General features: G+C 37.1%; 18 protein-coding genes and 1 pseudogene. 17 read left to right on the top strand and 2 right to left on the bottom strand.

The window, feature by feature from the left end:
* From Q0200_RS09225 to Q0200_RS09205, 5 genes and pseudogenes are all read left to right on the top strand, one after another.
* Positions 1-841: pseudogene (locus Q0200_RS09225) on the top strand (hypothetical protein); the annotation flags it as partial.
* Positions 842-992: 151 nt separating this feature from the next.
* Positions 993-2669 (top strand): DUF262 domain-containing protein, encoded by a 1677-nt coding sequence (locus Q0200_RS09220; protein WP_297940585.1) that lies wholly within the window; start codon positions 993-995, stop codon positions 2667-2669.
* Positions 2666-4144 carry a DUF2779 domain-containing protein gene (locus Q0200_RS09215; protein WP_297940583.1) on the top strand — a complete coding sequence of 493 codons (1479 nt, stop codon included), beginning with the start codon at positions 2666-2668 and terminating at the stop codon, positions 4142-4144. The genes Q0200_RS09220 and Q0200_RS09215 overlap by 4 nt, the downstream gene beginning before the upstream one ends.
* A 56-nt stretch (positions 4145-4200) precedes the next feature.
* A complete protein-coding gene (locus Q0200_RS09210) occupies positions 4201-5409 on the top strand; it encodes a PD-(D/E)XK nuclease family protein (RefSeq protein ID WP_297940581.1) in 1209 nt (402 codons plus the stop codon).
* 3 nt (positions 5410-5412) lie between these two features.
* Entirely contained in the window at positions 5413-6234 is an 822-nt protein-coding gene (locus Q0200_RS09205) for a Sir2 family NAD-dependent protein deacetylase (RefSeq protein WP_297940579.1), read from the top strand.
* Here the strand turns inward: Q0200_RS09205 and Q0200_RS09200 are convergent.
* Positions 6231-6488, bottom strand: coding sequence for a hypothetical protein (locus tag Q0200_RS09200; RefSeq protein WP_297940577.1), 258 nt, complete (start codon positions 6486-6488; stop codon positions 6231-6233). The two genes, Q0200_RS09205 and Q0200_RS09200, sit on opposite strands and share 4 nt — an antisense overlap.
* An 88-nt stretch (positions 6489-6576) precedes the next feature.
* On the opposite strand from Q0200_RS09200, the gene Q0200_RS09195 reads away from it, so the two are divergent.
* The 8 genes from Q0200_RS09195 (at position 6577) to Q0200_RS09160 (ending at position 14352) form a co-directional block, all read left to right on the top strand.
* Positions 6577-7134, top strand: a complete 558-nt coding sequence (locus tag Q0200_RS09195) for a metallophosphoesterase (protein ID WP_297940575.1) — start codon at positions 6577-6579, stop codon at positions 7132-7134.
* A gap of 84 nt (positions 7135-7218) precedes the next feature.
* The gene (locus Q0200_RS09190; protein ID WP_297940573.1) at positions 7219-9216 is read left to right on the top strand and encodes an ATP-binding protein; all 1998 of its coding nucleotides are present in this window, start codon (positions 7219-7221) and stop codon (positions 9214-9216) included.
* 147 nt (positions 9217-9363) lie between these two features.
* Positions 9364-9660: a hypothetical protein gene (locus Q0200_RS09185; protein ID WP_297940571.1), complete on the top strand. Its 297-nt coding sequence runs from the start codon at positions 9364-9366 to the stop codon at positions 9658-9660.
* Positions 9661-9707: 47 nt separating this feature from the next.
* Positions 9708-10295: a hypothetical protein gene (locus tag Q0200_RS09180; RefSeq protein WP_297940569.1), complete on the top strand. Its 588-nt coding sequence runs from the start codon at positions 9708-9710 to the stop codon at positions 10293-10295.
* Positions 10292-11125 (top strand): hypothetical protein, encoded by an 834-nt coding sequence (locus Q0200_RS09175; RefSeq protein WP_297940567.1) that lies wholly within the window; start codon positions 10292-10294, stop codon positions 11123-11125. The genes Q0200_RS09180 and Q0200_RS09175 overlap by 4 nt, the downstream gene beginning before the upstream one ends.
* Positions 11122-12378, top strand: coding sequence for a hypothetical protein (locus tag Q0200_RS09170; protein ID WP_297940565.1), 1257 nt, complete (start codon positions 11122-11124; stop codon positions 12376-12378). The genes Q0200_RS09175 and Q0200_RS09170 overlap by 4 nt, the downstream gene beginning before the upstream one ends.
* A gap of 11 nt (positions 12379-12389) precedes the next feature.
* Positions 12390-13703 (top strand): PD-(D/E)XK nuclease family protein, encoded by a 1314-nt coding sequence (locus Q0200_RS09165; RefSeq protein WP_297940563.1) that lies wholly within the window; start codon positions 12390-12392, stop codon positions 13701-13703.
* Positions 13704-13752: 49 nt separating this feature from the next.
* Entirely contained in the window at positions 13753-14352 is a 600-nt protein-coding gene (locus Q0200_RS09160) for a hypothetical protein (RefSeq protein ID WP_297940562.1), read from the top strand.
* 60 nt (positions 14353-14412) lie between these two features.
* Here the strand turns inward: Q0200_RS09160 and Q0200_RS09155 are convergent, their stop codons facing one another.
* Positions 14413-15339 carry a WYL domain-containing protein gene (locus tag Q0200_RS09155; RefSeq protein ID WP_297940560.1) on the bottom strand — a complete coding sequence of 309 codons (927 nt, stop codon included), beginning with the start codon at positions 15337-15339 and terminating at the stop codon, positions 14413-14415.
* A gap of 200 nt (positions 15340-15539) precedes the next feature.
* Here Q0200_RS09155 and Q0200_RS09150 point away from each other — a divergent pair, with 200 nt between their 5' ends.
* The 4 genes from Q0200_RS09150 to Q0200_RS09135 all read left to right on the top strand — a co-directional run.
* Positions 15540-15731, top strand: coding sequence for a hypothetical protein (locus Q0200_RS09150; protein WP_297940559.1), 192 nt, complete (start codon positions 15540-15542; stop codon positions 15729-15731).
* A gap of 341 nt (positions 15732-16072) precedes the next feature.
* Complete coding sequence (locus Q0200_RS09145; protein ID WP_297940558.1) at positions 16073-17770, top strand: dynamin family protein; 1698 nt, start codon at positions 16073-16075, stop codon at positions 17768-17770.
* A gap of 9 nt (positions 17771-17779) precedes the next feature.
* A complete protein-coding gene (locus Q0200_RS09140; protein ID WP_297940557.1) occupies positions 17780-20020 on the top strand; it encodes a dynamin family protein in 2241 nt (746 codons plus the stop codon).
* A 64-nt stretch (positions 20021-20084) separates the two neighbouring features.
* A partial coding sequence (locus tag Q0200_RS09135; protein WP_297940556.1) for a dynamin family protein occupies positions 20085-21717 on the top strand: 1633 nt, incomplete at its 3' end.

The raw sequence follows: 21717 nt of genomic DNA, 5'->3' as shown, positions 1-21717 counted from the left end.
ATCGCATAAGGCTTTGAAAAGAAATTTTGAGCTTTTAAAAATAGAATTTGCCGATATAAAAGACAAAGAAGGTCTCATAGAGCATATAAGAGAAAAAGTTAAATTTACGTTCGTAAAAACTGAAGACTTGGACGAAGCGTTTTTGTATTTTGATACGCACAATACCACCGGCAGAGCCCTTAGCGATACGGATTTGCTAAAAAACCACCATCTTATGTTTATGGACGAGACGAAATCAAAACAGTTAATGCTTCACTATGCCAAAAAGTGGAACGAATACTCTTTATACAGCGTTAATATCTCTTGGTTTTTGAGAGAAAATTTGATATTTCGCGCATTAAGAAGCGCGCTATATATCAGGAGAGCCAAAACTAATGCATTTAATCCTTATAGGGTTTTGGGTTATTACGGCGCCGAAGATGAATCGCTTAGAATAAATTTCTCTATATTTGAGGAATTTAAAAACCGCTTTGTCGAAAAAATAAAAATATATAAGAACGATATATCGATAATCGACGATATTCTTGGAGGGGCTAGCTTTTTTGAATACGTTTTTAAGTACTGCGATATTTTAAAATACATCGAAAGCAATTTTATATATTTTAGAGAGGATGCAACTGGATGTAGCTATATAAATCATGCGTGCCATGTAGTTTTATTGTATGTAGCGGATAAATTCGGCATCGAGGCGCTAGATGAAATTGCATATTTGGTATTTTTTATAATTTTTGGCATCTCCTGCGGACAATCAAGAATTTTTAGTGACAGTTCAGATATCGGCAGAGGAGTTACTAGGTTATTGCAGCTCGTAGATACTTCGAGCGCATTAGAAACGCTTTAGCTAAAGGTCTTAAAAGAGCTAAAAAATAATAATAGTATAAAGCGTGAAATAGAAAAGTCGCATCTTAACAAGATAAAAGATAGAGCCAAATATGACGAAGATTTTATTACAGAAAAATCTCTTAATATAATAAAATTTAAAAGGATAAAAAATGAAAGCGACACAATATAAAATAGGTGAGTTAAAGGATTTTAAATTTGAAATACCATTTTACCAAAGGGCGTATTCCTGGAGAAAACAAGATATTGAAAAGTTAATAAGCGATATAAGCGCCAAAGATGGACACTATCTTGGCGATATCGTGGTTAAACAAAACGGAGATAATAAATTTATCATCATAGATGGACAGCAAAGACTTACTACTATTTATATTATTTTCATGGCTTTAAGGGTAAAAGAAAAACCGTTTGAGCTAGATTACGAAATAGACGGCGGAGACGGCGAAAAGCTAACAAATTTCGACGCAAATGAACGCAGATATACAAACAAGCAAATTTTAGATGCCGTTCTTTTTGTAAAAGATAATAAAGCTTTGCTCGAGAATTCTTTTAAAGAAAAGCTAAATTCGGCTATTTTTACGATGACTATTATTCCGGAAAATATCAAAGCTACGGAATATTTTGAGCTGGTTAATACAAAAAGCATCCAGTTGGAAAACCATCAGGTTTTAAAGGCTAGATTTTTAAATAATATTAAAGATAGCTATGCGGACATAGCAAGAAAATGGGATATGATCTCAAATATGGATGAAAAGTACAAAGATCAAATTTTAGAAAGCAATCAAGCAGATTTTTCTATCGAACCAAAAACAATAAGAGAACTTTTGGAATCAGATTTTAATGACAAAGAAAAAAAACAAACCGAAACAAATTCTGATACAAAAAGCTTGGTAAAATTCCCGGTATTTTTACTTCTAGCTTTAAAGGTCTTTGTTGCTAAAAAAGAACTCAAAATAGACATTATCATAAACAAAGATAAACTTTTAGGTGAATTTGATAAGGTTTTTAAGGAAGAAGCTGATTTATGCTCCGAATTTGTTGAGTTCTTAGGAGATATGCGTAATAAATTTGATGAATTTGTCTATAGAGATGACGAGATGCAAAATAAAAGGCTATTAAATTTAGAAAGGATGTTTTACTATACTAGCGAATACGATAAGCCTGAATTTATAGCTGCGCTTTTGGCGTTTTTAGATAAAAACTCGTTAGTAGAGTACAATGACGAAAATGCGCAAAAAGCTATCAAATTTCTCGAGCAATTGGATAACAAGCTAGCAAAAAGTGCTTTAGATAGCAGTGGAGATCGTAAGGTAGTGGAAACCATAAATAACGTTATAGAAAAAATTTATAATGGTGAAAACCTAGAAGCGCCAATGCTTGAAAAAATTGACTCTAGCTTTTTGGATAAAGGAACATCAGTGCCACACTACTGGTTCTATAGGCTAGAATACATGCTTTGGCGAGATTTTAATAGTTTAAGTGCTTGCGATACTTGTGCGGATGATATAAAAAAAGTATTTCCTAAATTTAATAGAGATGAATACCTAATCAAATCCCAAGACACGGTAGAGCATATGTGGGCAACAAATTTGCAAGAAAATGGCAAAGCATTAGATGATTTTGGAAATTTGGCTTTAATAAGAAAGGATTTTAACTCTAGTTTAAGCGATTATGATTTTGGTGAGAAGTTAAAAAGGATAAAGGAAAGCCCAAATTCGAGTATAAAAATGCTAATATTTTACGCATCGCAAAAGGGATACGATAAGGATATGATAGGTAGACTCGGCAATGAAATGAAGCAAATTCTTTTTCAAGGTATACAAAAATGACCCTCTCTAAATCCCTCTACATCCGCGGTCTTCAGTGCGAAAAGAGCCTTTGGCTAAAAAAGAAAAAGCCCGAAGTCTTGCAAGCTCCGGATGACGGCGCGCAGGCGATATTTGACACCGGCACATCGGTCGGCGAGCTAGCCTGCGAGCTTTTTAGCGACGGCTCGAGGATAAAGTATACGGGCGATTTTAACGCACAAATAGCAAAAACAAAAGAGCTTATCGAGAATGGCGTAAAAGTCATATACGAGGCTACTTTTTGCTTTGAGGGTATCCTTGTGATGGTTGATATCCTTTGCGTTAGCGATGATGGACTCGTCATCAACGAAGTAAAGAGCTCAACCTCGGTAAAAGAGGTCTATATCGATGATGCGAGCATCCAGTATTATGTCATTAGCTCACTTGGCTACAAGGTAAGCGCCGTAAATATCATCCACATAGATAACACCTACGTAAGAGGCGAGAAGCTCGAGCTTGAAAAGCTCTTTCACACCGAAGATGTGACCGAACAAATCATACAAAAACAAGCAGAAATACCTCAAATTTTAAGTAAATTTGAAGAAATTTTAAGCAAAGACGCTGAGCCAGAGGTAGATATCGGCCCTCACTGCTCAGACCCTTATAATTGCGACGCTTGGGAGTACTGTTGGCGCGAGCAGCGAGGTATACCGGAGTATAGCGTCTTTAACATATCTCGTCTAAGAAGCGATAAGAAATTTGACCTTTATAAAAGCGGTGTGGTTAAATTTGAAGATATCAAAGAGCTGGATAAATTTAACGCCTCCCAGCAGATCCAAATCCGCTCCGAACTATCCAAGGAGCAGATCATAGATAAAGAGGCTATCAAAGAGTTTCTAGAGACGCTTAGCTATCCGCTCTACCACCTTGACTTTGAGACCTTTCAGCAGGCGGTGCCCGAGTTTGTGGGACTAATCCCATACGAGCAGATACCTTTTCAGTTTTCTATCCACAAAGATGACGGCAAAGGGAATTTAGAGCATTTTGAGTTTTTAGCCGAGGTTGGAGCCGATCCCAGATATGAGTTAGCTCTAAATTTGATCAAATTTATCCCGCAGGATGCCTGCGTGCTGGCTTATAATATGAGCTTTGAAAAAGGAGTGATAAGACGTCTTGCCGCAAACTATCCGCAAATTTCAAACGAGCTTATGGCGATCCATGACAATATAAAGGACCTAATGGCGCCATTTGCAAGCAAGAGCTACTATCATCCGAAGATGCAGGGCAGCTACTCTATAAAATACGTCCTACCAGCACTTGTACCTGAATTTGAGTCGGCATATAAGGATCTAAATTTGATCCACCATGGCGGCGAAGCGATGCAGGCCTATGGGGCTATGGCGTATATGCCAGCCAAGGAGCGCGAGGCCTACAAAAAGGCGCTTTTGGCATACTGCAAGCTAGATACGCTAGCGATGGTTAAGGTTTTAGAAAAACTGCGCGAAGTAGCAAAATAGACAAAAAAGTGTCTGTTTTACTGGCTATAATGCTTTAAAAATTTAAAGGAGAAAGTATGGATATAGAAAAATTTAAATCTATGCTAAAACAAATTAAAGTCCTAAATGACAAGCTAGAGATCAAAAAACTGCGCGGCAACAACGATTATAATTTGTTTGTGACGCTACTAGATATAAATGACGAGGTTCGGCTGCATTCGCGCTTTATTCACTCGCTACTAGATCCAAATTCGCCACATTATCAAAAAGAGCTATTTTTAGAGCTTTTTATAAAGGCATGCGGACTAGAGGATTTGGGGCTAAATCTAAAAACCGCAAAAGTCTACAAAGAATACGAAAACATAGATATCTATATAACCGACGGCACGAAGCATATTATCTTAGAAAATAAAATAAATGCCGGCGATCAAGAGGCCCAGATAAAAAGATATATAAAAACCGTCCAAAAAGAAAACGACGGCGAGGCTGAAATTTATGTGCTATTTTTATCGCCGCAAGGGCGCGAGCCTAGCGGTTATAGTTTGAGCGGGTTAAAAATAGAAGACGGAAAAATTTTAGACAAAAACGGCGATGAAACGGCTAAATTTATGGCGATCTCTTATGATAAAGAGGTAATGGAGTGGCTTGATCTATGTCTTGAAGAGACTGGAAATTTGACGAATTTGGCTACTGTGATATCGCAATACAAAAACGTAATTGAAAAAATTTATGGAAAATATAAAGGACTAGAGATGGATACTGAGGAAATAAGTAAGATAATACTAGAGAACTATGATATAGTCGATGAAATAAGAAATAAATACTTTGATATAGTCAATACAAAGAGACTTAATGAATTTATGTCAAACGTAAAGACTGAGCTTGAAAAAAGATTATCACAAGAATGGTGCGTGCAGACAAGAGATGCCGATACGAAAAGATATTTTTCACCCATAAGTTTATATAAGTATGGTTGGGGCGATGATGGCATTATAAATCTTAGACTAGAATTTGATAGCAAAAATTTTTTAAATCCTTACATTGGACTTATTTGTGATACAAAAAAGCTCAAAAAGGAACACATGGATAATGTGCAATCTAAAACACTTGGCGAATGGAAAATTGGTGCAACGTTTATCAGATGGAAGTGGCTTAAAAAAGATCAGTTTTTAAGAGAGATAATTATCAATAAGTATAGCGAAGCTGAACTAGTGGGTGAACTAATAAAAATGAAAGAAGAGTTAGAGCCGCTAGCCGATGAAATCGCTAAGTTAATCGAGGTATGAGCCATGCAAGACACGATACTCCGCGCAAAAGAGATCGTCGCAAATGCTCAGGCAGTCATCATAACCGCAGGAGCGGGCATGGGCGTAGATAGCGGACTGCCTGATTTTAGAGGCGATCTTGGCTTTTGGAAAGCCTATCCGCCTTTAAAGGATAAAAATTTAAGCTTTACGGAAATGGCAAATCCGCAGTGGTTTTTTAGCAGCCCTGAGCTAGCTTGGGCGTTTTACGGACACAGGCTAAAGCTTTATAACAAAACCCAGCCTCACGAGGGCTTTACGCTACTAAAAAATCTTTGCGAAGCCAAAAATGGAAACTATTTTATCTACACCTCAAACGTTGACGGGCATTTTGAAAAGGCTGGGTTTGACAAAGATAAAATCTACGAAATCCACGGCTCCATACATCACGCGCAGTGTATCCACAATGATGACGGAAACATCTGGAATATGGACGAAAATAGCGTCCTGGTAGACGAGGAAAAATTTGTCGCCACAAAGATGCCAGTTTGCCCTGAGTGCGGATGCGTAAGCCGCCCAAATATCCTTATGTTTTACGATCACGAATTTAACCACAAAAGGGCTTGGGCGCAGCGCAAAAAGTACGATGCGTGGCTTAGCCATAATATGAACTCGCGCATAGTTATAATCGAGATCGGAGCTGGGCTTGCCGTACCAACTATCAGGATTTTTGGAGAAAGGATGGCAAAAAGATTTAAGCGCGCCCATCTAATCCGCATAAATCCGGTAGATACTCACGTGAGCGCATATCGAGGCATGGCGATAAAGGCTGGAGGACTTGAGGGATTAAAGATGCTCCTGGGTTAAACCAGGAGCGTAAAATTTGCCGATATTTCACCGTTTTTTAGCGGCGAAATCTGATTTACGAAGTGAAATTTAGCGTCCGTTTTTAGCTCTCCTTTTATCAAATTTACCGCTTTGACGATAGCTAAAAGCGAGATATCGTCGCCAGAGCTTAACTCTAGTTTTAGCGACTTTACGGATGCCGTCGGTACTTCAAGGCCGCTTTTAAATTTAGCGTGGAGTTCGCTTAATCTGCAATGAACGTCAAATTTGATCATTCTTTCTCCTTTGGTTAAATTTGATAAAATTATATATTTTAAAACAGACAAAACCGTGTCCAGATATGCGCCAAAAAAAGGAAACGAGATGAAAATTTTGCACGCAAGCGATTTGCACTTTGATAAGGCCAAATTTGATCAAATTTTAGATTTAGAATTTGACGTTTGCTGCATAAGCGGCGATCTGATAGACGCAAGCCAAAAGGGCGTTAGCGAGCAAAAGGCTTGGGTCAGGCGGTGGCTTGAAAATGTTAAAGGACGGATCTTTGTATGTAGCGGCAACCACGACGTAGACGGCTCTAGCGATGCCGCATGGATGAGGATGCCAAATGTTTACGCAGACGGCGATATAAAGACGATTGAAGGCATAAAATTTGGCTGCGTTCCTTATATGTGTACGGATATTTTGGACTTTGCGGAGTGCGACGTGCTGCTCGCGCATGTCCCGCCCGCTCACACGCAAACGGCCGTTGAGCGCGGTAGGGATTTTGGCGATAAAGAGCTTTATAGGGCGCTAAAGCACGGGCTACTAAAAGCAAAAATCATCCTTTGCGGACACGTGCATGATCCGCTATCAAGAGTCGATAAAATCGGTAACTACAAGATATACAACTCAAGTCTAGGGCTTAATATTATAGAAATTTAACCGCTGAGTTGCAACCAAATTTGTTAAATTTGGACCGCAAAATGTCCTAAAATGCAAGTAAAATCATCTAAAAAAGGAGCTGCCATGGATGAGATTTTACTACCGCCCCAGATCGAAAACAAAATCAAACTTTGGGCGCTAAGAGCGATCGAAAAATTTGGCATGCCAGATAGTTTTTTTCAAAAGTTCGATGGCATCTTGCAAGAGGGTGAATCTGTGGCAGAAGCAAAAATCAGGTTCAAAAATCTCCTAGCCGAGCTTGAAAAATCAAAAATAACCAGCATTGAGACTTTAGATAGAAATTTGGATGCTTTGTGTGCGGTGTTAAATTTAGATGAAATAGACAGAAAAATCATAGAATTTGCCGTAATCGTAAATGAATTTGCCGCTCTCCAAGACATTTGTAGATATCTGGGAGATATGCACATTATCGCTTTTTACGAGGTTTTGGGCTATATCATAGGCGTGCCTGCTACTGACGTAAAAGAAGCGTTACGCCCGGAATCAAAGCTAAGGCAAAGCAATATTTTAGAGATGCGCGATAGGCAAGATATCAGGCTTGACTCCGTATTTAGATTTTTTTATATCTACTTTAGTACCGATATGTTGAACAGCCAGGGCGACATTTTAGAGATCTTTAGATCGACGTTTTTTAAAGCCGGCAAGTCACCGCTCAAATTTGATGATTTTAGGCATATAAAAATAGATGAATCGGCGATAAAAAGCCATATTTTAAAGGCGGATAAGGGCGTAAATATTTTGCTTTACGGACTTCCTGGCACCGGTAAAACCGAGTTTGTCAAAATGATAGCCGCCGAGCTAAATAGAAATCTTTATGAGATAGCCTCAAAAAGCCGCTATACAGACGATAATTATAGCGGTGAAAAGCGATTTTTATCGCTAAAAACTGCGGACAAGGTTTTAAATAAAGAGCGCGACATCATAATGTTTGACGAGATAGAGGATATTTTTAAAGGCACAGAAAGGATGTCTAAAGCGTTATTTAACTCGACTTTAGAGAACAATAGCGTACCGACATTTTGGATAACCAACGATATAGACGAGATAGATAACGCCTATATCAGGCGCTTTGATATAGTTATAGAGTTTAAAATCCCGCCCAAATTTAAGCGACTAGAAATACTAAAGCGCTACACAAACGGCCAAGTAAGCGAGGAATTGCTCAAAAAGCTAGCTAAAAACAGAGCTATCACGCCTGCGCTAATATCTGGCGCGACAAAGGTCATTTCAAATTTAAGTCATGAAAGCAAGGGTGAAGCGTTTAAAAATTTGATAAAAAGTAGCCTAAAAGCGCAAGGTTTCGTTACTGCTAAAAAGAAAGGCAAGAAAGATAAAAACAAGGAGATAAATTTGCCGCAAAACTACGATGTGAGCCTGATAAATGCAAGCGCAAATTTAAAAGAGTTGGCAAAAGGTATAAAAGAGAGCAAAAACGCTAGGCTTTGCCTCTACGGCCCGGCGGGCACTGGTAAGAGCGCGTACGCTAAATTTATCGCTAAAAGCCTAAACAGCAAGCTAATCATCAAAAAAGCAAGCGATCTCATCGACTGCTATGTGGGCAACACGGAGAAAAACATCGCAAATGCGTTTAAGCAAGCCGGCGAGCAAAATGCGGTGCTAGTGTTTGACGAGATAGATAGCTTTTTGCAAGATAGAAGCGATGCGGTAAGAAAATGGGAGATAACCCAAGTAAACGAGATGCTAGTGCAAATGGAGAATTTTGATGGGGTGTTTATCGCCACGACGAATTTGATGGATAGCTTAGATAGGGCTAGCATTAGGCGCTTTGATATGAAGATAGAGTTTGGCTACATGGACGGTACTCAGGCGGCAAAGATACTACAAAAAGAGTGCGAGGCGCTAGGCCTTGGTGTAAATAAAGTGGCAAAAAATAGCGTAGTAAAAATCAAATTTCTAACGCCCGGGGACTTTGCCGCAGTAGCAAGATCGGCTAAATTTAGCCCTATTTTAAACACAGGAGAATTTATAGATAGGCTAAACGAGGAAATAAAACATAAGAATATCGAAGATAACGGCCGCATAGCGGGGTTTAAAGGATAATTTTGAATGAGTTTTTGCCGGAACTACCTGGCAAATTAATGCTAAATGAGTAAAACCGTAACACTATTTTAAGAAATTTGATGGTTTTTGCCATTTTTCCTAAAATTTTTTGAAGCTTGTTTGTATAGGGTATCAAGAAAGGCGGTTATGGATTTAAAAGACTTAAAAAACGTTTTAAACGCAAAAGGTGAGATAATTGGCTTTAGCGGTACTTTTACGGAAGAGGAAATTTTACAAAAGATTGCGGAGTTACCTATAAAAAGAGCAAAATTCGTAGCTTTAAATTTTACGGCAAATCCCGAAATGCCGCTAGAAGTAGTATTAAAAATAGTAAAGGAGGTAGAACAAATTTGTAGTAAAAAATCAAAAATATTTTTTAGCGTAAAGACGCATAAGCTTTTAGGTAAAAAAATCAAGGCGTGGCTTTTGGCTACAGGCATTTAAAAGCGTGCAAAAAATGTATCGGCACGAAAATCAAAAAAGGATAATCAATGATCTACGAACAGATAAAAGAACTAACGCTAAATAGCGATAAAAAGGCGCTTTCAAAGGCATTAGGCTACGCAAGAGAGAAAAACTTCAGTAGCGCTCTTGCGGATTTGCAAAGAGCAAATAGCCTAGACGAGTTTATATCAAAGGGGCATTTTGACTGGTCGCATAGCTCAAAAACGCTTATTTTGGCCCTTAGCGAGTACTTTGGGCTTAATATCGAAGATGAGCTTAATGCCGCAAAAATCCGTTACGACGAGCGAGCGAAATTTAGAGGCTCATATATCTACATAGATACGAATTTTAAGAGATTTAACGAGCCTATTTTCGCCCTTGCTATGGCGCAACACCTAAGATATATTAGCTTAACTCCATTTTTAGATGAGCTGTGTTTTAAAACATTAGACGAGCAGCTAAATATAATCTCTAAAGCCGTTAAAGACTACTATCAAAAAACGAAAACCTTGCCTATTTTTGGCGAGATAACGGGCTTTAAGCTCTATTTTTTAGGTAAAAACTACTCGCTTGATACGGATGGAAATTTTGTACAAAAAGAGATATTTGAAGCATCGGTGTGGATAAATATATGAAAAACATACAAGATTATGAAAATACGATAAAAACGGTGAAAAACAAACGTAAGGTCTTAAAACGAGCCAGGAAGTTTTTTGGCTTATCAGATACGTTAAATTTATATAAAATTTGGCTTGAGTATGCGCAAAGCAGTAGCGAATGCTTGGTTATTTATGATGAATTTAGCGCAGATTTTAATGATACGGATTTTGTTTGTCAAGTGATTAAAAAAGCCAGCGAGTTAAACGAAGCGGAGATAAAGCAAGATAAAGAAAAACTAAAGAATTGGGCGGCTATCTCGCAAAGTCAAAGAGCTATCTTAAACTACGAGCTTTATGCAAATAGGCGTAAAATTTGTTTATATATGGCTAGGCTAGTAGACGTAAGCGATGAAATTTTAAATTTTTATCTAAAATGCGTAGATCAGGTTTTTACGTTATACCCCAGCGATGAGATAAATTTAGCTTACATAGATGCTTGCGACGATAGAAATTTAGCGCAAACGCTCTTTGACGTAGCGCTTTTTGATAAAAGCCTTTCGTGGTGTATATCGGCGATTATCGAGTTTAGAGATAGGGGCGGCAAAGGCTCAAGGCTTTTATATGAAACGCTATTTTCTCATGCCTTGTCCCGGGCTACTGCTGCAAGCGACTGTGTAAGGATACTGCGTCATTTAAATCTTGTAAAAAAGATTATGGGCTATGATTTCTCACGGCTTTACTTAAAAGCCAAGGCTCATGCCGACGGTTTAAACGGCGAAACGGATTGTGATTTGAGGCAGGAGCATTATATACGTTTTTTTAAAAGCAAATTTGGTTTTTCACAAAAATTTAAGGATATAGTATGAATTTATCAGGATACTACGAGCGGATTCACAAGTGTTGCAGATATTGCAGGATTTATTATGCGGATTATATTATAGATGACAGTGCGTTGTTGGTAAATTTGGCTAAAAATCTAAGTCGAGACGAGCTTGACTGGCTTTTACAAAACCACACGGAGCTTTGCTTGAGAGTAAATCATCATCTTTTCGAGTATGACGATTTAGCTCGCGCGGCGTTTTTTAAAAGCAAAAATAGGGAGCTGGCGATAAAAATTTATAAAATCGCGCAAGGCCTTTGCAAAAGCGGCATGGACTACGCTTTTTTGGCGATAGCTATACATAAAACCCTAAGGGTCAAAAAGTGGTGCAAGGAGCTTTTAGCCATGGCAGAAAATAACATAAAAGACGGTCTTTGCTACGTAAATATGCTAAATTTTATAGAGATAAAAACACTAAGCGGACTTAAAGCCGAAAATTTCTTGCAAAACGCTTTAACGACAACAAATTTTAAGGAGGATTTTTATCTTACTATGGCGCTAGAGCTAAAGCAAATAGGCGGCTTCGATGAGTTTGCGTATAAATTTTATAAAAAGTGCATAGAGAAGGATAGGCGCGATTATTATCTAAGCTATGCTCGCGTTTTTATAAAAGACAAAGGCGAGCTAAAAGCGCTCGGTATAAAACCGAAACAAAAAGAGCAAAAAGAGGCTGTAGCTTCAAAAGTTCATAAAAGCAAAGACGAATATCTAAGCGAGCTAAGAGAGACAAGCGACTTTTATAAATTCTACGATATTTTAGATGATATGGCGGAAGAATTTGGCAAGCAAAGATGGATATTAGAGCTTTATAAAGACGGCGAAAATTACGCCAAAACCGCAGCTGATTATGCCTATGTGGCAAGTGGCGTTATGAGAGGTTTTAAAGATAAAATATATGCAAGAGAGCTTTTGGCTAAAGCCGTAGAACTCTTGCCTGATCCTAGAGAGACGTTTTTTGTGCTTGATATCTTAAAAGAGCTTGGCGATAAGGAACTTTTAGCTATGGCTTGTGAAAAGCTACTAAGCATGCCCGATCCTAGCTATATGAGGATCGCTAGCTACTTAAAAAATATCAATCCAAATTTAGCAAAAGAGTGCGCTGTAAAAGCCGTAGAAAATGCCAAAACCAGAACAGAAATTTTACATGCAGCTACTGATGTTTTGGATATTTTCAAGGATAAAGGATGGGCGATAGAGATAGTAAAAAATGGTATAATTGACGTGGTAAATCAAATTTAAAGGAGACGTTGATGAGTGATTTTTGTGATAGAGATAAAGTGAATGATTTTTTTAATGGTATGGATAAGTATGTACAAAAAGAGATAGAAAATAGCCGCAGAAATGAATCTGATAGATCAGACTACAATATTTTTTTGGCACTTCATAAAAATAGTGATGAAGTTAAACATACAAGGTTTATTCATTCATTATTGGATCCGAATGGTTACCACTATCTGGGTGATGAGTTTTTGCGTAAATTTTTAGAAGCTTGCGACATTGATGATTTTGATATCAGCAATGTTGAAGTGAATAGAGAGGTGGGAAAACAAGAATATGGGTATATGGATCTTTGTATAAAAAATGGTAAAAGATGCATAATTATTGAAAACAAAATTTACGCAAAAGACCAAAATAGCCAAATGGAAAGATACATAGACTATATTTGCAATGAATGTAACTACAAACTTAAAAATATCCTCTTTCTGTATCTTTCTGTAGATAGAGAGAGTGTATCAGATAATAGCAAGGGCACCTATAAAAATAGTAAAAAAATAGCTGTAAAATATATTTACTATTCAAAAGAGATAATAAGCTGGCTTAAAAGTTGCCTCAAATTAAAGATCACAGATAGCCTTTATTTTGCTATAAATAGATATATTGATGTTATAAATTCTATTTATGGCAAGCACACATACGTAAAAGATGAAGCAAGTTACAGATACATAGAAAAACACTACGATAAAGCTATAGAAATTTACAAAAACCATAACAACATGGATGATTCTGTAATAAAGGAACGTATAAGTACGATAGAAGCTACTACGGATAGGATTATAGATGGCTTTATGAATTATCTATCAAGCGAATTTAAAAAGTTTAGAAGAGATGATTTGGTTGCTATTAGTAATATAAATAGCAAATATCGCAAAAACAATACTTGGCTTGAAATATATGACGAGGCTTGGTGTGACGACAAGAACCCGCAGGATGAGAAATTTATACTATTTACAGTTTTTAACATAGATAATCAACTCTTTGTTGGAATAGATACGCATAAAAATATGTACAGAAAAGGACTTAAATGGCAAGAAATTTGGTCAATAATTAATCCGAAAGATGTGTCTTATGGCAAAAAGAATTTCTTATTATATGAAAAGCTAGAAATTAATAAAAATGTAATTTTAGATGTCAAAGAAGATTTTGCAAAGGCTATACTAAAAAAAGAAATATCGGCTAGCGAGTTATCTAAGAGCATAAAGAAGTTTGTTGATAAACACAAAGATACAATAATTAAGATAAACAATAATAAAAAAGATAAATTTTGGAAAATGATAGGGGAGTGACTTGAAAGGTCAAATTACTAAAATCGCAAAAATGCAAAATGGAGCAAATATGAAAAAATTCTGGGGTCTTAGGCCGTATATGGAGATTAGCGATTTTATATCGTCTGTAGAGCCAAAACAACTGCTTTCTAGCGAATTGAACGATATCCTGTCAAAATGTGAGGATTTTAGAGAGTATTTGCATTTGGCAAGGCTAGCTTACGATGAGCTTGAAAATGACGAAAATAGGCAAAAGATAATAAAAACTATCCTAAAAAGGGCGTTGCAAGTATGTAAATATCCTATGGAGTATTTTTATGTAGCCAGAAGCGTCTATGAAAATTTAAACGATAAAAAGCTTGCCAAAAAGATCATCGTAAAACAGATAAAAAGATTTAAGATAAATGTCCTGCTTTGCAAGCAAAATGTGTTACCCAGAAAGCATATGAGGACGGTTATAAAAAGTGCTTTAAGCTCAGGCATGAAAAGGCAAAGATTTTTAAATTTCTTAGATATCTTAAGTAGGATAAAAAAGTATAAATCCGTATGCAAAAAATTTTATAAAAAGGCCAAAAATTTAACCGACGGCAACGACGCATACGACGATGAGCTTTTGAGAAGAGAAGCGGCGGCTGTTTGGCAAAGAATCAGATCGGCTAACGAAAAATAGTCTACGTAATTTTATCCATAATATGCATGCGACGTTATACATCGCATGCATACTTAAATTTTAGACATTTATCTCGTTAAAATACTCCCCTATCTCGCCCTTAATCACATCGGACAGCTCCTTTGGCTCAAGCACCTTGATAAATGGGATGTAGTAGTAGATGAGCGGTTTGATCTCCATTATGTTGGTGTACTCTATATCGATAATAACGGAGCCATCGGAGTCCTGGCCATATATGCTTTGCTTGGCATACGGTTTTCTCTCAAAATACTTCTTTATCTGCGGCGCTAAAAGCAGCTTGGCCGTCTTTGGTTCATCTAGCGTCGCCCATGCGGAGTTTATATTTTTTAGCCTATCTTCTATTTTTGCTTCTACATTAAATTTGCCCTCAAGTATTTTAATGTTCGCGATGCTTTTTAGATGAAATTTCTTAAACGTATCGTTTTTGCCCGTATCAAGAAAAAGTAAATACCAAAACCCATCAAACATAGCTAGCTTTAGCGGTTTTATCTTAAATTTAAAGTTATTATACTCGCACTCTACCAGTCTTTTTTCTTTGATGGCGTTTTCAAGTAGTTCGAAATTTGCAAAGTCTTTTTCGTCTAGCTTTTCGTTGTTTATATTGGTTAGTATAGGGTGGTTTAGTCTGCTAGTGATCTGCTCTAGCAAGACGTGAGCCTTTGAATAGAAATTTGCCCCCATAGTTTTTGAGATATTATCTAAGATATTTATGATAGTTCGCTCTTCTTGATCTAGGTTATCTTTGGCCTCGGTTTTATCCATGCTCCACATCCTACCTTTTTTTACGGCTCCGTTTTTGGCTAGCACGTCATAAAGATCTCTTTGTATGGTTTTAGTGCAAACACCGAGTTTCTCGGAAAGCTCGGAGATGTAGTGCGGCTTGTTGCTGATAAGAACGGCTATATCGTTTATACGCTCGTATTTACTTGTGCTGGTTTCGGGGATGATTTTTTTAGGTTTTTGCATGGAAGCTCCTTTGGGAGTATTATAGCGATATAAGACTTATAGTTGTCTAGTTTTAAAGGTATATATAATGTAAAGATGTTTTTATCTGTCAAAAGATTGATATAAATTTAAAAGATTCTTATGGGGTTATTTTGGTTATGACATAACCTGTCGTGCCCTTGTGTTAAATTTCCATCATAATTTAAATCAAAGGAGAAAAGATGCTAAAGTATATCATAGGAGGCGTAGCACTACTAGCTATTGGATACGGATTAAAGACTTATGCCGACGAATACGGGATATTTGATGAAACTAGTGACGAAAAAAATAAGGAAGCGGATCTTGTTTTGGCCGATGAAGATGAAAGCGATGAGCAAGAGGAGTATCCATCTGGGTACGCCGCCGGCATCTAAGCAGTATAAAGCAGGCAAGGACAACATTTGGACCAAGCTTGCTTTGAATTTATACAATATCAAATAAAAAAACAGCAAAGAAGTTAAAAAATACCGAGAAAAACGCTGAAAGATATAGCATAAAAAATCATAAAATGCAGTTTGTAATTTTAAACAACATAAAAGCATAGATTAATGATTTTAAAACTATAATTAACAGAATAAATTCATTAGTAACACCAAAAGAAGGTAAAATGCAGGTAAAATTAGAAAAACCGATGGGGGGGGTAACTCTAGAGACAAATATCTTTCATCAAATTTAATCACTCAAAAATCAATAAACTTCACCATAAGGAACACATATGCAAATTTTAAAGCAAACATATATTAAATACTTGCAAGACGTGTCAGCGATACTAAGTCCTCTAAAATTTGACGTAAAAAAACAGGAAGAGCTAATAGGCTCTTTGCGAGCAACAGAGCTTATCGTGCCCGTTGTAGGCGGCTTTAGCGCAGGTAAAAGTACTCTAATAAACTCATTTCTAGGCTCAGGCGTATTGCCTACAAACATTACTCCAGAAACCGCGCTTGCGACCGAGCTAAGATACGGTGAAGAAAGTTATTTTGAGGCAGTAAAAGAAAGCGGCGATAGCGATAGATATGATCTTACTCAAACAGACGAGATCAAAGATCGGGCTGCGGAGTATAAATTTCTACGTCTTTATCTAAATAACGCAAATTTAAAAGCTATTGCACCGCTCGTACTTGTTGATATGCCAGGCTTTGACTCGCCAGTACAGCTACACAACCAAGTAATTTTAAGTTACTTAAGCAAGGGTAAGTATTTTATAGTGTTAATCAGTGTTGAGGATGGCAATATAACAAATAGTGTGCTTAGAGAAATACAAAATATCAACGCATTCGGCAAAGGCTTTTCGTTTTGTATAAGTAAGGCAAATTTAAGAGCGCCTAGCGACGTAAATTTGATACAAAATAGGATAGAAGAGCAATTAAGAGATTATTTTGATTACCAAAAAGGTGTTATAGCCCTCGGGCTTGACAGTGGCGACGAGTTAAAAAATATACTCGAAAAAATTGATTCAAAAGGACTTTTTAAAAGTATCTTTGAAAACGAATTAAAACAAAATTCATTTGAAGCCCAAAGCGCTATTGATACGACTAAATCAGCCCTAAAAAGTTCCAAAGAAGACGCACAAAACGCTATAAACGAGCTAAAGTTGGGTATAGAAAAATTAAAAGCTAAAAAGCAAACCGCACTTAACGAGATACAAAGCAGATATTCAGACGGTAGCGTAAATTCCGTTATTGCAGCGGTTGCTAACGATATAAATATGAATATCGACGCTCTAGCAGGGCTCGCCGCCACCAACCAGCAAGGTTTTAGTACTGAACTAAACGGCATAATAAAAACATCGCTCGTGCGAGAAATAAAAAGTAAAATGAGCGATATTGGCTCGCAGCTAGTAGATAACTTTAGTCTCGAGATGAGAAGCTTGAATTTGACTGATTTTAAGATAGATGACGTATGGATAGAAAAAATTTCACAAACGACAAAAGAATTTTTACAAAAAGCCCAAAATGGACTTGTAGATTTTAGTGAGAAGCTTAAAAGTGGCGAAAATGCAGGTAAAATATACAAAGTTATAACCACGATCATGGGTCTCACTACGGCAGTTGTAAATCCTCTTTTAGAAATTATCATTATATTTTTGCCAGATATTATCTCGTTTTTTACTCAAGGATACGCCGAAAACAAGAAACGCGAACAGGCTAGAGATCAGATAATAAGCAACGTTATACCTTCTATCAAGTCTAAGCTTAGAAGCGAGATGCCCGCACTACTAAACGAGCAAATAAGCGCTATGATAGAGGTTGTAAGCGATAAATTTGAAGAGCAGCTACGGCAAAAAGAAACCGAAATATCAAAAGTCATAGAAGAAAAAAGCGAAGATATGGAGGCTATAGAAGCTCAAATTTTAGCTCTTGAAAATGCAAAAGAGGAAATAAGGGCACTAACAACTCAAATTCTATATAAGTAAGGACAAAAGATGAACGTAGTTAAATTTGCTAAAGAGCTTGAAGCCATCATAGCCAAATACGACCTCAGTAATGAAGTTTCACTTTTAAAACAAGATAATTCTGTCTCAAAAAGTTCGGAACTAGAAGCTGAACTAGAAGCTATGCAAAAAGATGGTAGAACGCTAAAGCTAGGAATCATAGGACGAGTAAAATCAGGCAAGAGCTCTCTTATAAATGCACTTATTTTTGAGGGTGAAGATGTGTTACCAAAGGCTGCTACTCCGATGACAGCTGCACTTACGGTTTTAAAATATGGGCAAAATTTAGAGGCCGAGGTAGATTTTTTCAGCAAAGAGGACTTGCGGGATATCAAAGAAAATGCGGCAAATTTTCAAAAAAGAAAAAACGAAATAGCCGAAGTTAAATTTAACGAGCTAGTAGAGCTTGAAAAAAGAAAGCAAAAGCTAAATTTTAAAAAACTAGATCAAGAAAAAGAAGCCGAGCTACGAAAAAGGGCGGTGAATATCGCCGAACAAGAGATGCGCAATGACGCAGCTTTAAGCGCAGCCGCCGAGCAATACGAGCGTATCGAGCGTTCCGGGGTAAAATTAAAAAACCTAGAGGAGTTCAAAAATATCTCAGCAACTAGCATGGACGAGCTAAATAGCAAGCTTTATGATTTTGTCGGCGCTGATAGCAAATATATGCCTTTTACAAAATCCGTAACGCTAAAACTAGATAAGGAAAGTCTAAAAGATATAGAGATAATAGATACCCCCGGCGTAAACGACCCTGTTGTCTCAAGAGAGGAGCGCACAAAACAGCTTTTAAAAACTTGCGACGTGGTGTTAGTCGTTTCGCCATCCGGGCAGTTTTTAAGCTCGGAGGATACGAATTTACTTGACCGCGTAACCAAAAAAGACGGTATCAGGGAGGTGTATTTGGTTGCATCTCAAGTTGATAATCAGCTCTTTGGCGGAGAAAAAGAAAAAGGTGGCGGCTTGTTACCAAAAGTACTTGATAATATAAGAGAAACCTTAAGCGCCCAGCAGTCAAGGGTTTTAAAAGAGATAAAAGCTCAAAGTCCGGAAGTGGGCGACAGTCTAAATGAGCTTATAGATAGCAAAGTTCTTTTAAGTTCGGCGACTGCATTTTATATGATGATAAATTATGAAAAACAAGCTAAGTGGGATGCGAACTCAAAACATGTTTGGGGGAATTTAAGCCACTTTTACCGAGATTATTTTGATGACAAACAGTCGGCTTTGGCAAATTTAAATTTGTTATCTGGCATCAAGGCGATTGAGCAAATAGTCTCAAAAGTAAAAGAAAAAAAAGAGGAAATTTTACAAAAAAGAAGCACGGAGTTTATCTCGGTTAAGTCTAAAAATTTACTCAATTATCAACAAGCTGTAGAACAGCAAATTCAAGAAAAGATGCAAATACTGGAAAGCTCTGATATAAACGAGATTAAGCGTCAAAGAGAGCAAATGATAAAAATCAAATCAAAAGCTATAGAGGCTGTAAATACCGCATACGAAGACTCTATTGAAGGATTTGAGCTAAATATCAAAGACAGGCTTTTTGCCAAAGTGGAAAGCTACTTTAAAAAGCTAACCGACGATATAGCTAGCAGCGAAGCTACAGAGGAATATAGTTATAAAGTCATAGATAATGGATTTACAAATTTATGGGGACTTTTTGGCGATAGATACAAAACAAAATACGGCACTAGAACCACAGTTCAAGCCGGTTACGTCAAAAACTCTCTCGATCAAGTTATATCTGAAGTAGAAAATTTAACCGAGATAGAGTATAGACAAAACATAGCAGAATGGAAAAAGAGCCTCTATAAATCATTAGTATCCTCGGCTAGAAGTGTCGTGGACGACGACGTATTAGATCCGGTTATTATTTCTCGTACGATAAGGGGGACTTTGAACTCGGTCAAAAACCCGGATATCAACTATAGCGGTTCGTTTCCGAAAGAACTACAAAAAAGCGGTACCCTAAAAGGTTACGAAGCCGAGCAGTTTTTAAGCGCTGCGGGCGAATTTGCCAGAAATCTAAAAAGCAGAGTAAGGAGCGACGTAAAATCTAGCGTCGATGCGCTGATTGGTTCGTTTAAATCCCAAGACGTGGCAAATGTTATTTTTGTAAAATATGATGAAGAGATAAGCTCCCTAGTTAGCGATATAGAAAATAAAGAGCAGGCTTTAGATAGATATAAATTGATACTAAAGGATATAAAAGATGCAGGCAGAAGGTAAAACAAAGAATGCACCTACAGTTAAGGAGTTATTAAAAAGCAGAAAAATTGGGCAGAATGGAGACTTGAAAGCGTCTAATCAAAAACAGGAACTGGTCTCAAAACTCCTTACGGAAAAAATTAAAGAAAAAGAAGAACAAGATAAGGTTTTAACCGACCTTAGCCTTAGACACGAACTAATTTCAAGCCTCCTCGCTGCCAAAGTCCAAAATAAAGGCGTAGCGATGTTCCGCGAGACGTTAAACGGCGATTATATGGAGTTTGCCAATGCCGATGATACGCTGGCAAACGAAGCCGAAGTATTGTTGCAACTTCAAAATATAGAAAAAGAGCTTAGTATCATAGCCGCTTGCCCTGAGCTATATCAAAAAAATATCATAGCCGTCGGCGGTGGATTTAGCGCGGGTAAATCGGAATTTATCAGCAGTTTTATGGATTCTGGCATAAAGCTGCCTATTTCCATCGAGCCAACTACTGCCATACCCGCATACGTGATGAATGCGCCCAAAGAGTATCTACTGGGTTACTCCAAAAACGGGGGTGCGGTTGATTTGCGTAAGATAGATAAAAATTTTCACGCTAGGCTAAATCATGATTTTATGAAAGGATTTAAATTCAACTTAAAAGAAATTTTGCCATTTATCGTGCTAGGCACGAAGCTTAAATTTGAAAATATCTGCTTTATCGATACTCCGGGCTATAACCCATCAGGAAATATAGCAAACTATGGTGCCGACATAGATACGGCAAAAGAGTTTTTGGAAGAAGCGGGAGTGTTTTTATGGCTCGTGGGGCTTGACAGCACAGGCACGATGCCAAGCGGAGATTTGGAGTTTTTAAGCAGCTTGGATCTAGAAAACAAGAAGCTATACGTCGTGATAAACAAAGCCGACCTAAGAGCGCCTAGCGACCTAGAGGCCATTACTGAAACCGTAAGGCAAAATCTAGATAACTACGGTATAAACTACGAAGGCATACAGACCTTTAGCTCCGTTAGAACTCTTGAAAATCATTGCATAGTCGGCAAAAGCTTAGATGAGTTTTTGACCGAATGCGATACGCCTAGCCAAAAGCATGTAGAGATTTTTAATAAGCTAAAAAATATCTACCAAGCCTACAAAGAGGCTATAAAAAATAGCATAAAATATAAAAACTCTATTAAAAAGACATTGCATTCAATAAGAATGGATATACTAGAAGAGGGGGGATTAGATGATGTCGACAGTAAGATTTTAAAATTAAAAAACAAGAGTTATTTTAGCACCGAAAAAGAAGAAAAAAATCTAAAATTTCTCGAAATCGTGATGGATAAATTTAAGGAAGCTGTTAAGGTGGTGTTTGAGATTAAGGATGTTCGGGTGGATTTTAACGAGATTGATATAAATCAACAACAAAAAGATGAAATATTGTCCATGCTAAAAAATACAATAACAGATTTGAAAAAAGAGAGGAATGTATTGGCTGTATGCGGACTGGAATATGCAGGAAAAACGTCCTTTATAAATAGTCTTATAATGTCTAATTTTAAAATACCAATGTATGATGAAAATATCAATAAAGATGAAATGTATATCATTGATAGTGAATATGAAAGAATTATATCTCATAGTTATTGCGGAAAGACTATAGATATGCAACCATACGACCAAGATTATCATCTAAAGCTATACTATGAAGATATCCGAGATAAGTTAGATA

The sequence above is a fragment of the uncultured Campylobacter sp. genome (genome assembly GCF_938045225.1).
Lineage (GTDB): Bacteria > Campylobacterota > Campylobacteria > Campylobacterales > Campylobacteraceae > Campylobacter_A.
Note: the sequence above shows the minus strand (reverse complement) of the source record. Positions and strands in the feature narration are given on the sequence as shown.

Excerpts from the sequence above, each read along its gene's own strand:
- Q0200_RS09170 (WP_297940565.1), top strand. The coding sequence starts at position 11,122 with ATGAATTTATCAGGATACTACGAGCGGATTCACAAGTGTTGCAGATAT.
- Q0200_RS09175 (WP_297940567.1), top strand. The coding sequence starts at position 10,292 with ATGAAAAACATACAAGATTATGAAAATACGATAAAAACGGTGAAAAAC.
- Q0200_RS09155 (WP_297940560.1), bottom strand. The coding sequence starts at position 15,339 with ATGCAAAAACCTAAAAAAATCATCCCCGAAACCAGCACAAGTAAATAC.
- Q0200_RS09145 (WP_297940558.1), top strand. The coding sequence starts at position 16,073 with ATGCAAATTTTAAAGCAAACATATATTAAATACTTGCAAGACGTGTCA.
- Q0200_RS09150 (WP_297940559.1), top strand. The coding sequence starts at position 15,540 with ATGCTAAAGTATATCATAGGAGGCGTAGCACTACTAGCTATTGGATAC.
- Q0200_RS09200 (WP_297940577.1), bottom strand. The coding sequence starts at position 6,488 with ATGATCAAATTTGACGTTCATTGCAGATTAAGCGAACTCCACGCTAAA.
- Q0200_RS09190 (WP_297940573.1), top strand. The coding sequence starts at position 7,219 with ATGGATGAGATTTTACTACCGCCCCAGATCGAAAACAAAATCAAACTT.
- Q0200_RS09160 (WP_297940562.1), top strand. The coding sequence starts at position 13,753 with ATGAAAAAATTCTGGGGTCTTAGGCCGTATATGGAGATTAGCGATTTT.
- Q0200_RS09140 (WP_297940557.1), top strand. The coding sequence starts at position 17,780 with ATGAACGTAGTTAAATTTGCTAAAGAGCTTGAAGCCATCATAGCCAAA.
- Q0200_RS09185 (WP_297940571.1), top strand. The coding sequence starts at position 9,364 with ATGGATTTAAAAGACTTAAAAAACGTTTTAAACGCAAAAGGTGAGATA.
- Q0200_RS09180 (WP_297940569.1), top strand. The coding sequence starts at position 9,708 with ATGATCTACGAACAGATAAAAGAACTAACGCTAAATAGCGATAAAAAG.
- Q0200_RS09215 (WP_297940583.1), top strand. The coding sequence starts at position 2,666 with ATGACCCTCTCTAAATCCCTCTACATCCGCGGTCTTCAGTGCGAAAAG.
- Q0200_RS09210 (WP_297940581.1), top strand. The coding sequence starts at position 4,201 with ATGGATATAGAAAAATTTAAATCTATGCTAAAACAAATTAAAGTCCTA.
- Q0200_RS09220 (WP_297940585.1), top strand. The coding sequence starts at position 993 with ATGAAAGCGACACAATATAAAATAGGTGAGTTAAAGGATTTTAAATTT.
- Q0200_RS09195 (WP_297940575.1), top strand. The coding sequence starts at position 6,577 with ATGAAAATTTTGCACGCAAGCGATTTGCACTTTGATAAGGCCAAATTT.
- Q0200_RS09165 (WP_297940563.1), top strand. The coding sequence starts at position 12,390 with ATGAGTGATTTTTGTGATAGAGATAAAGTGAATGATTTTTTTAATGGT.
- Q0200_RS09205 (WP_297940579.1), top strand. The coding sequence starts at position 5,413 with ATGCAAGACACGATACTCCGCGCAAAAGAGATCGTCGCAAATGCTCAG.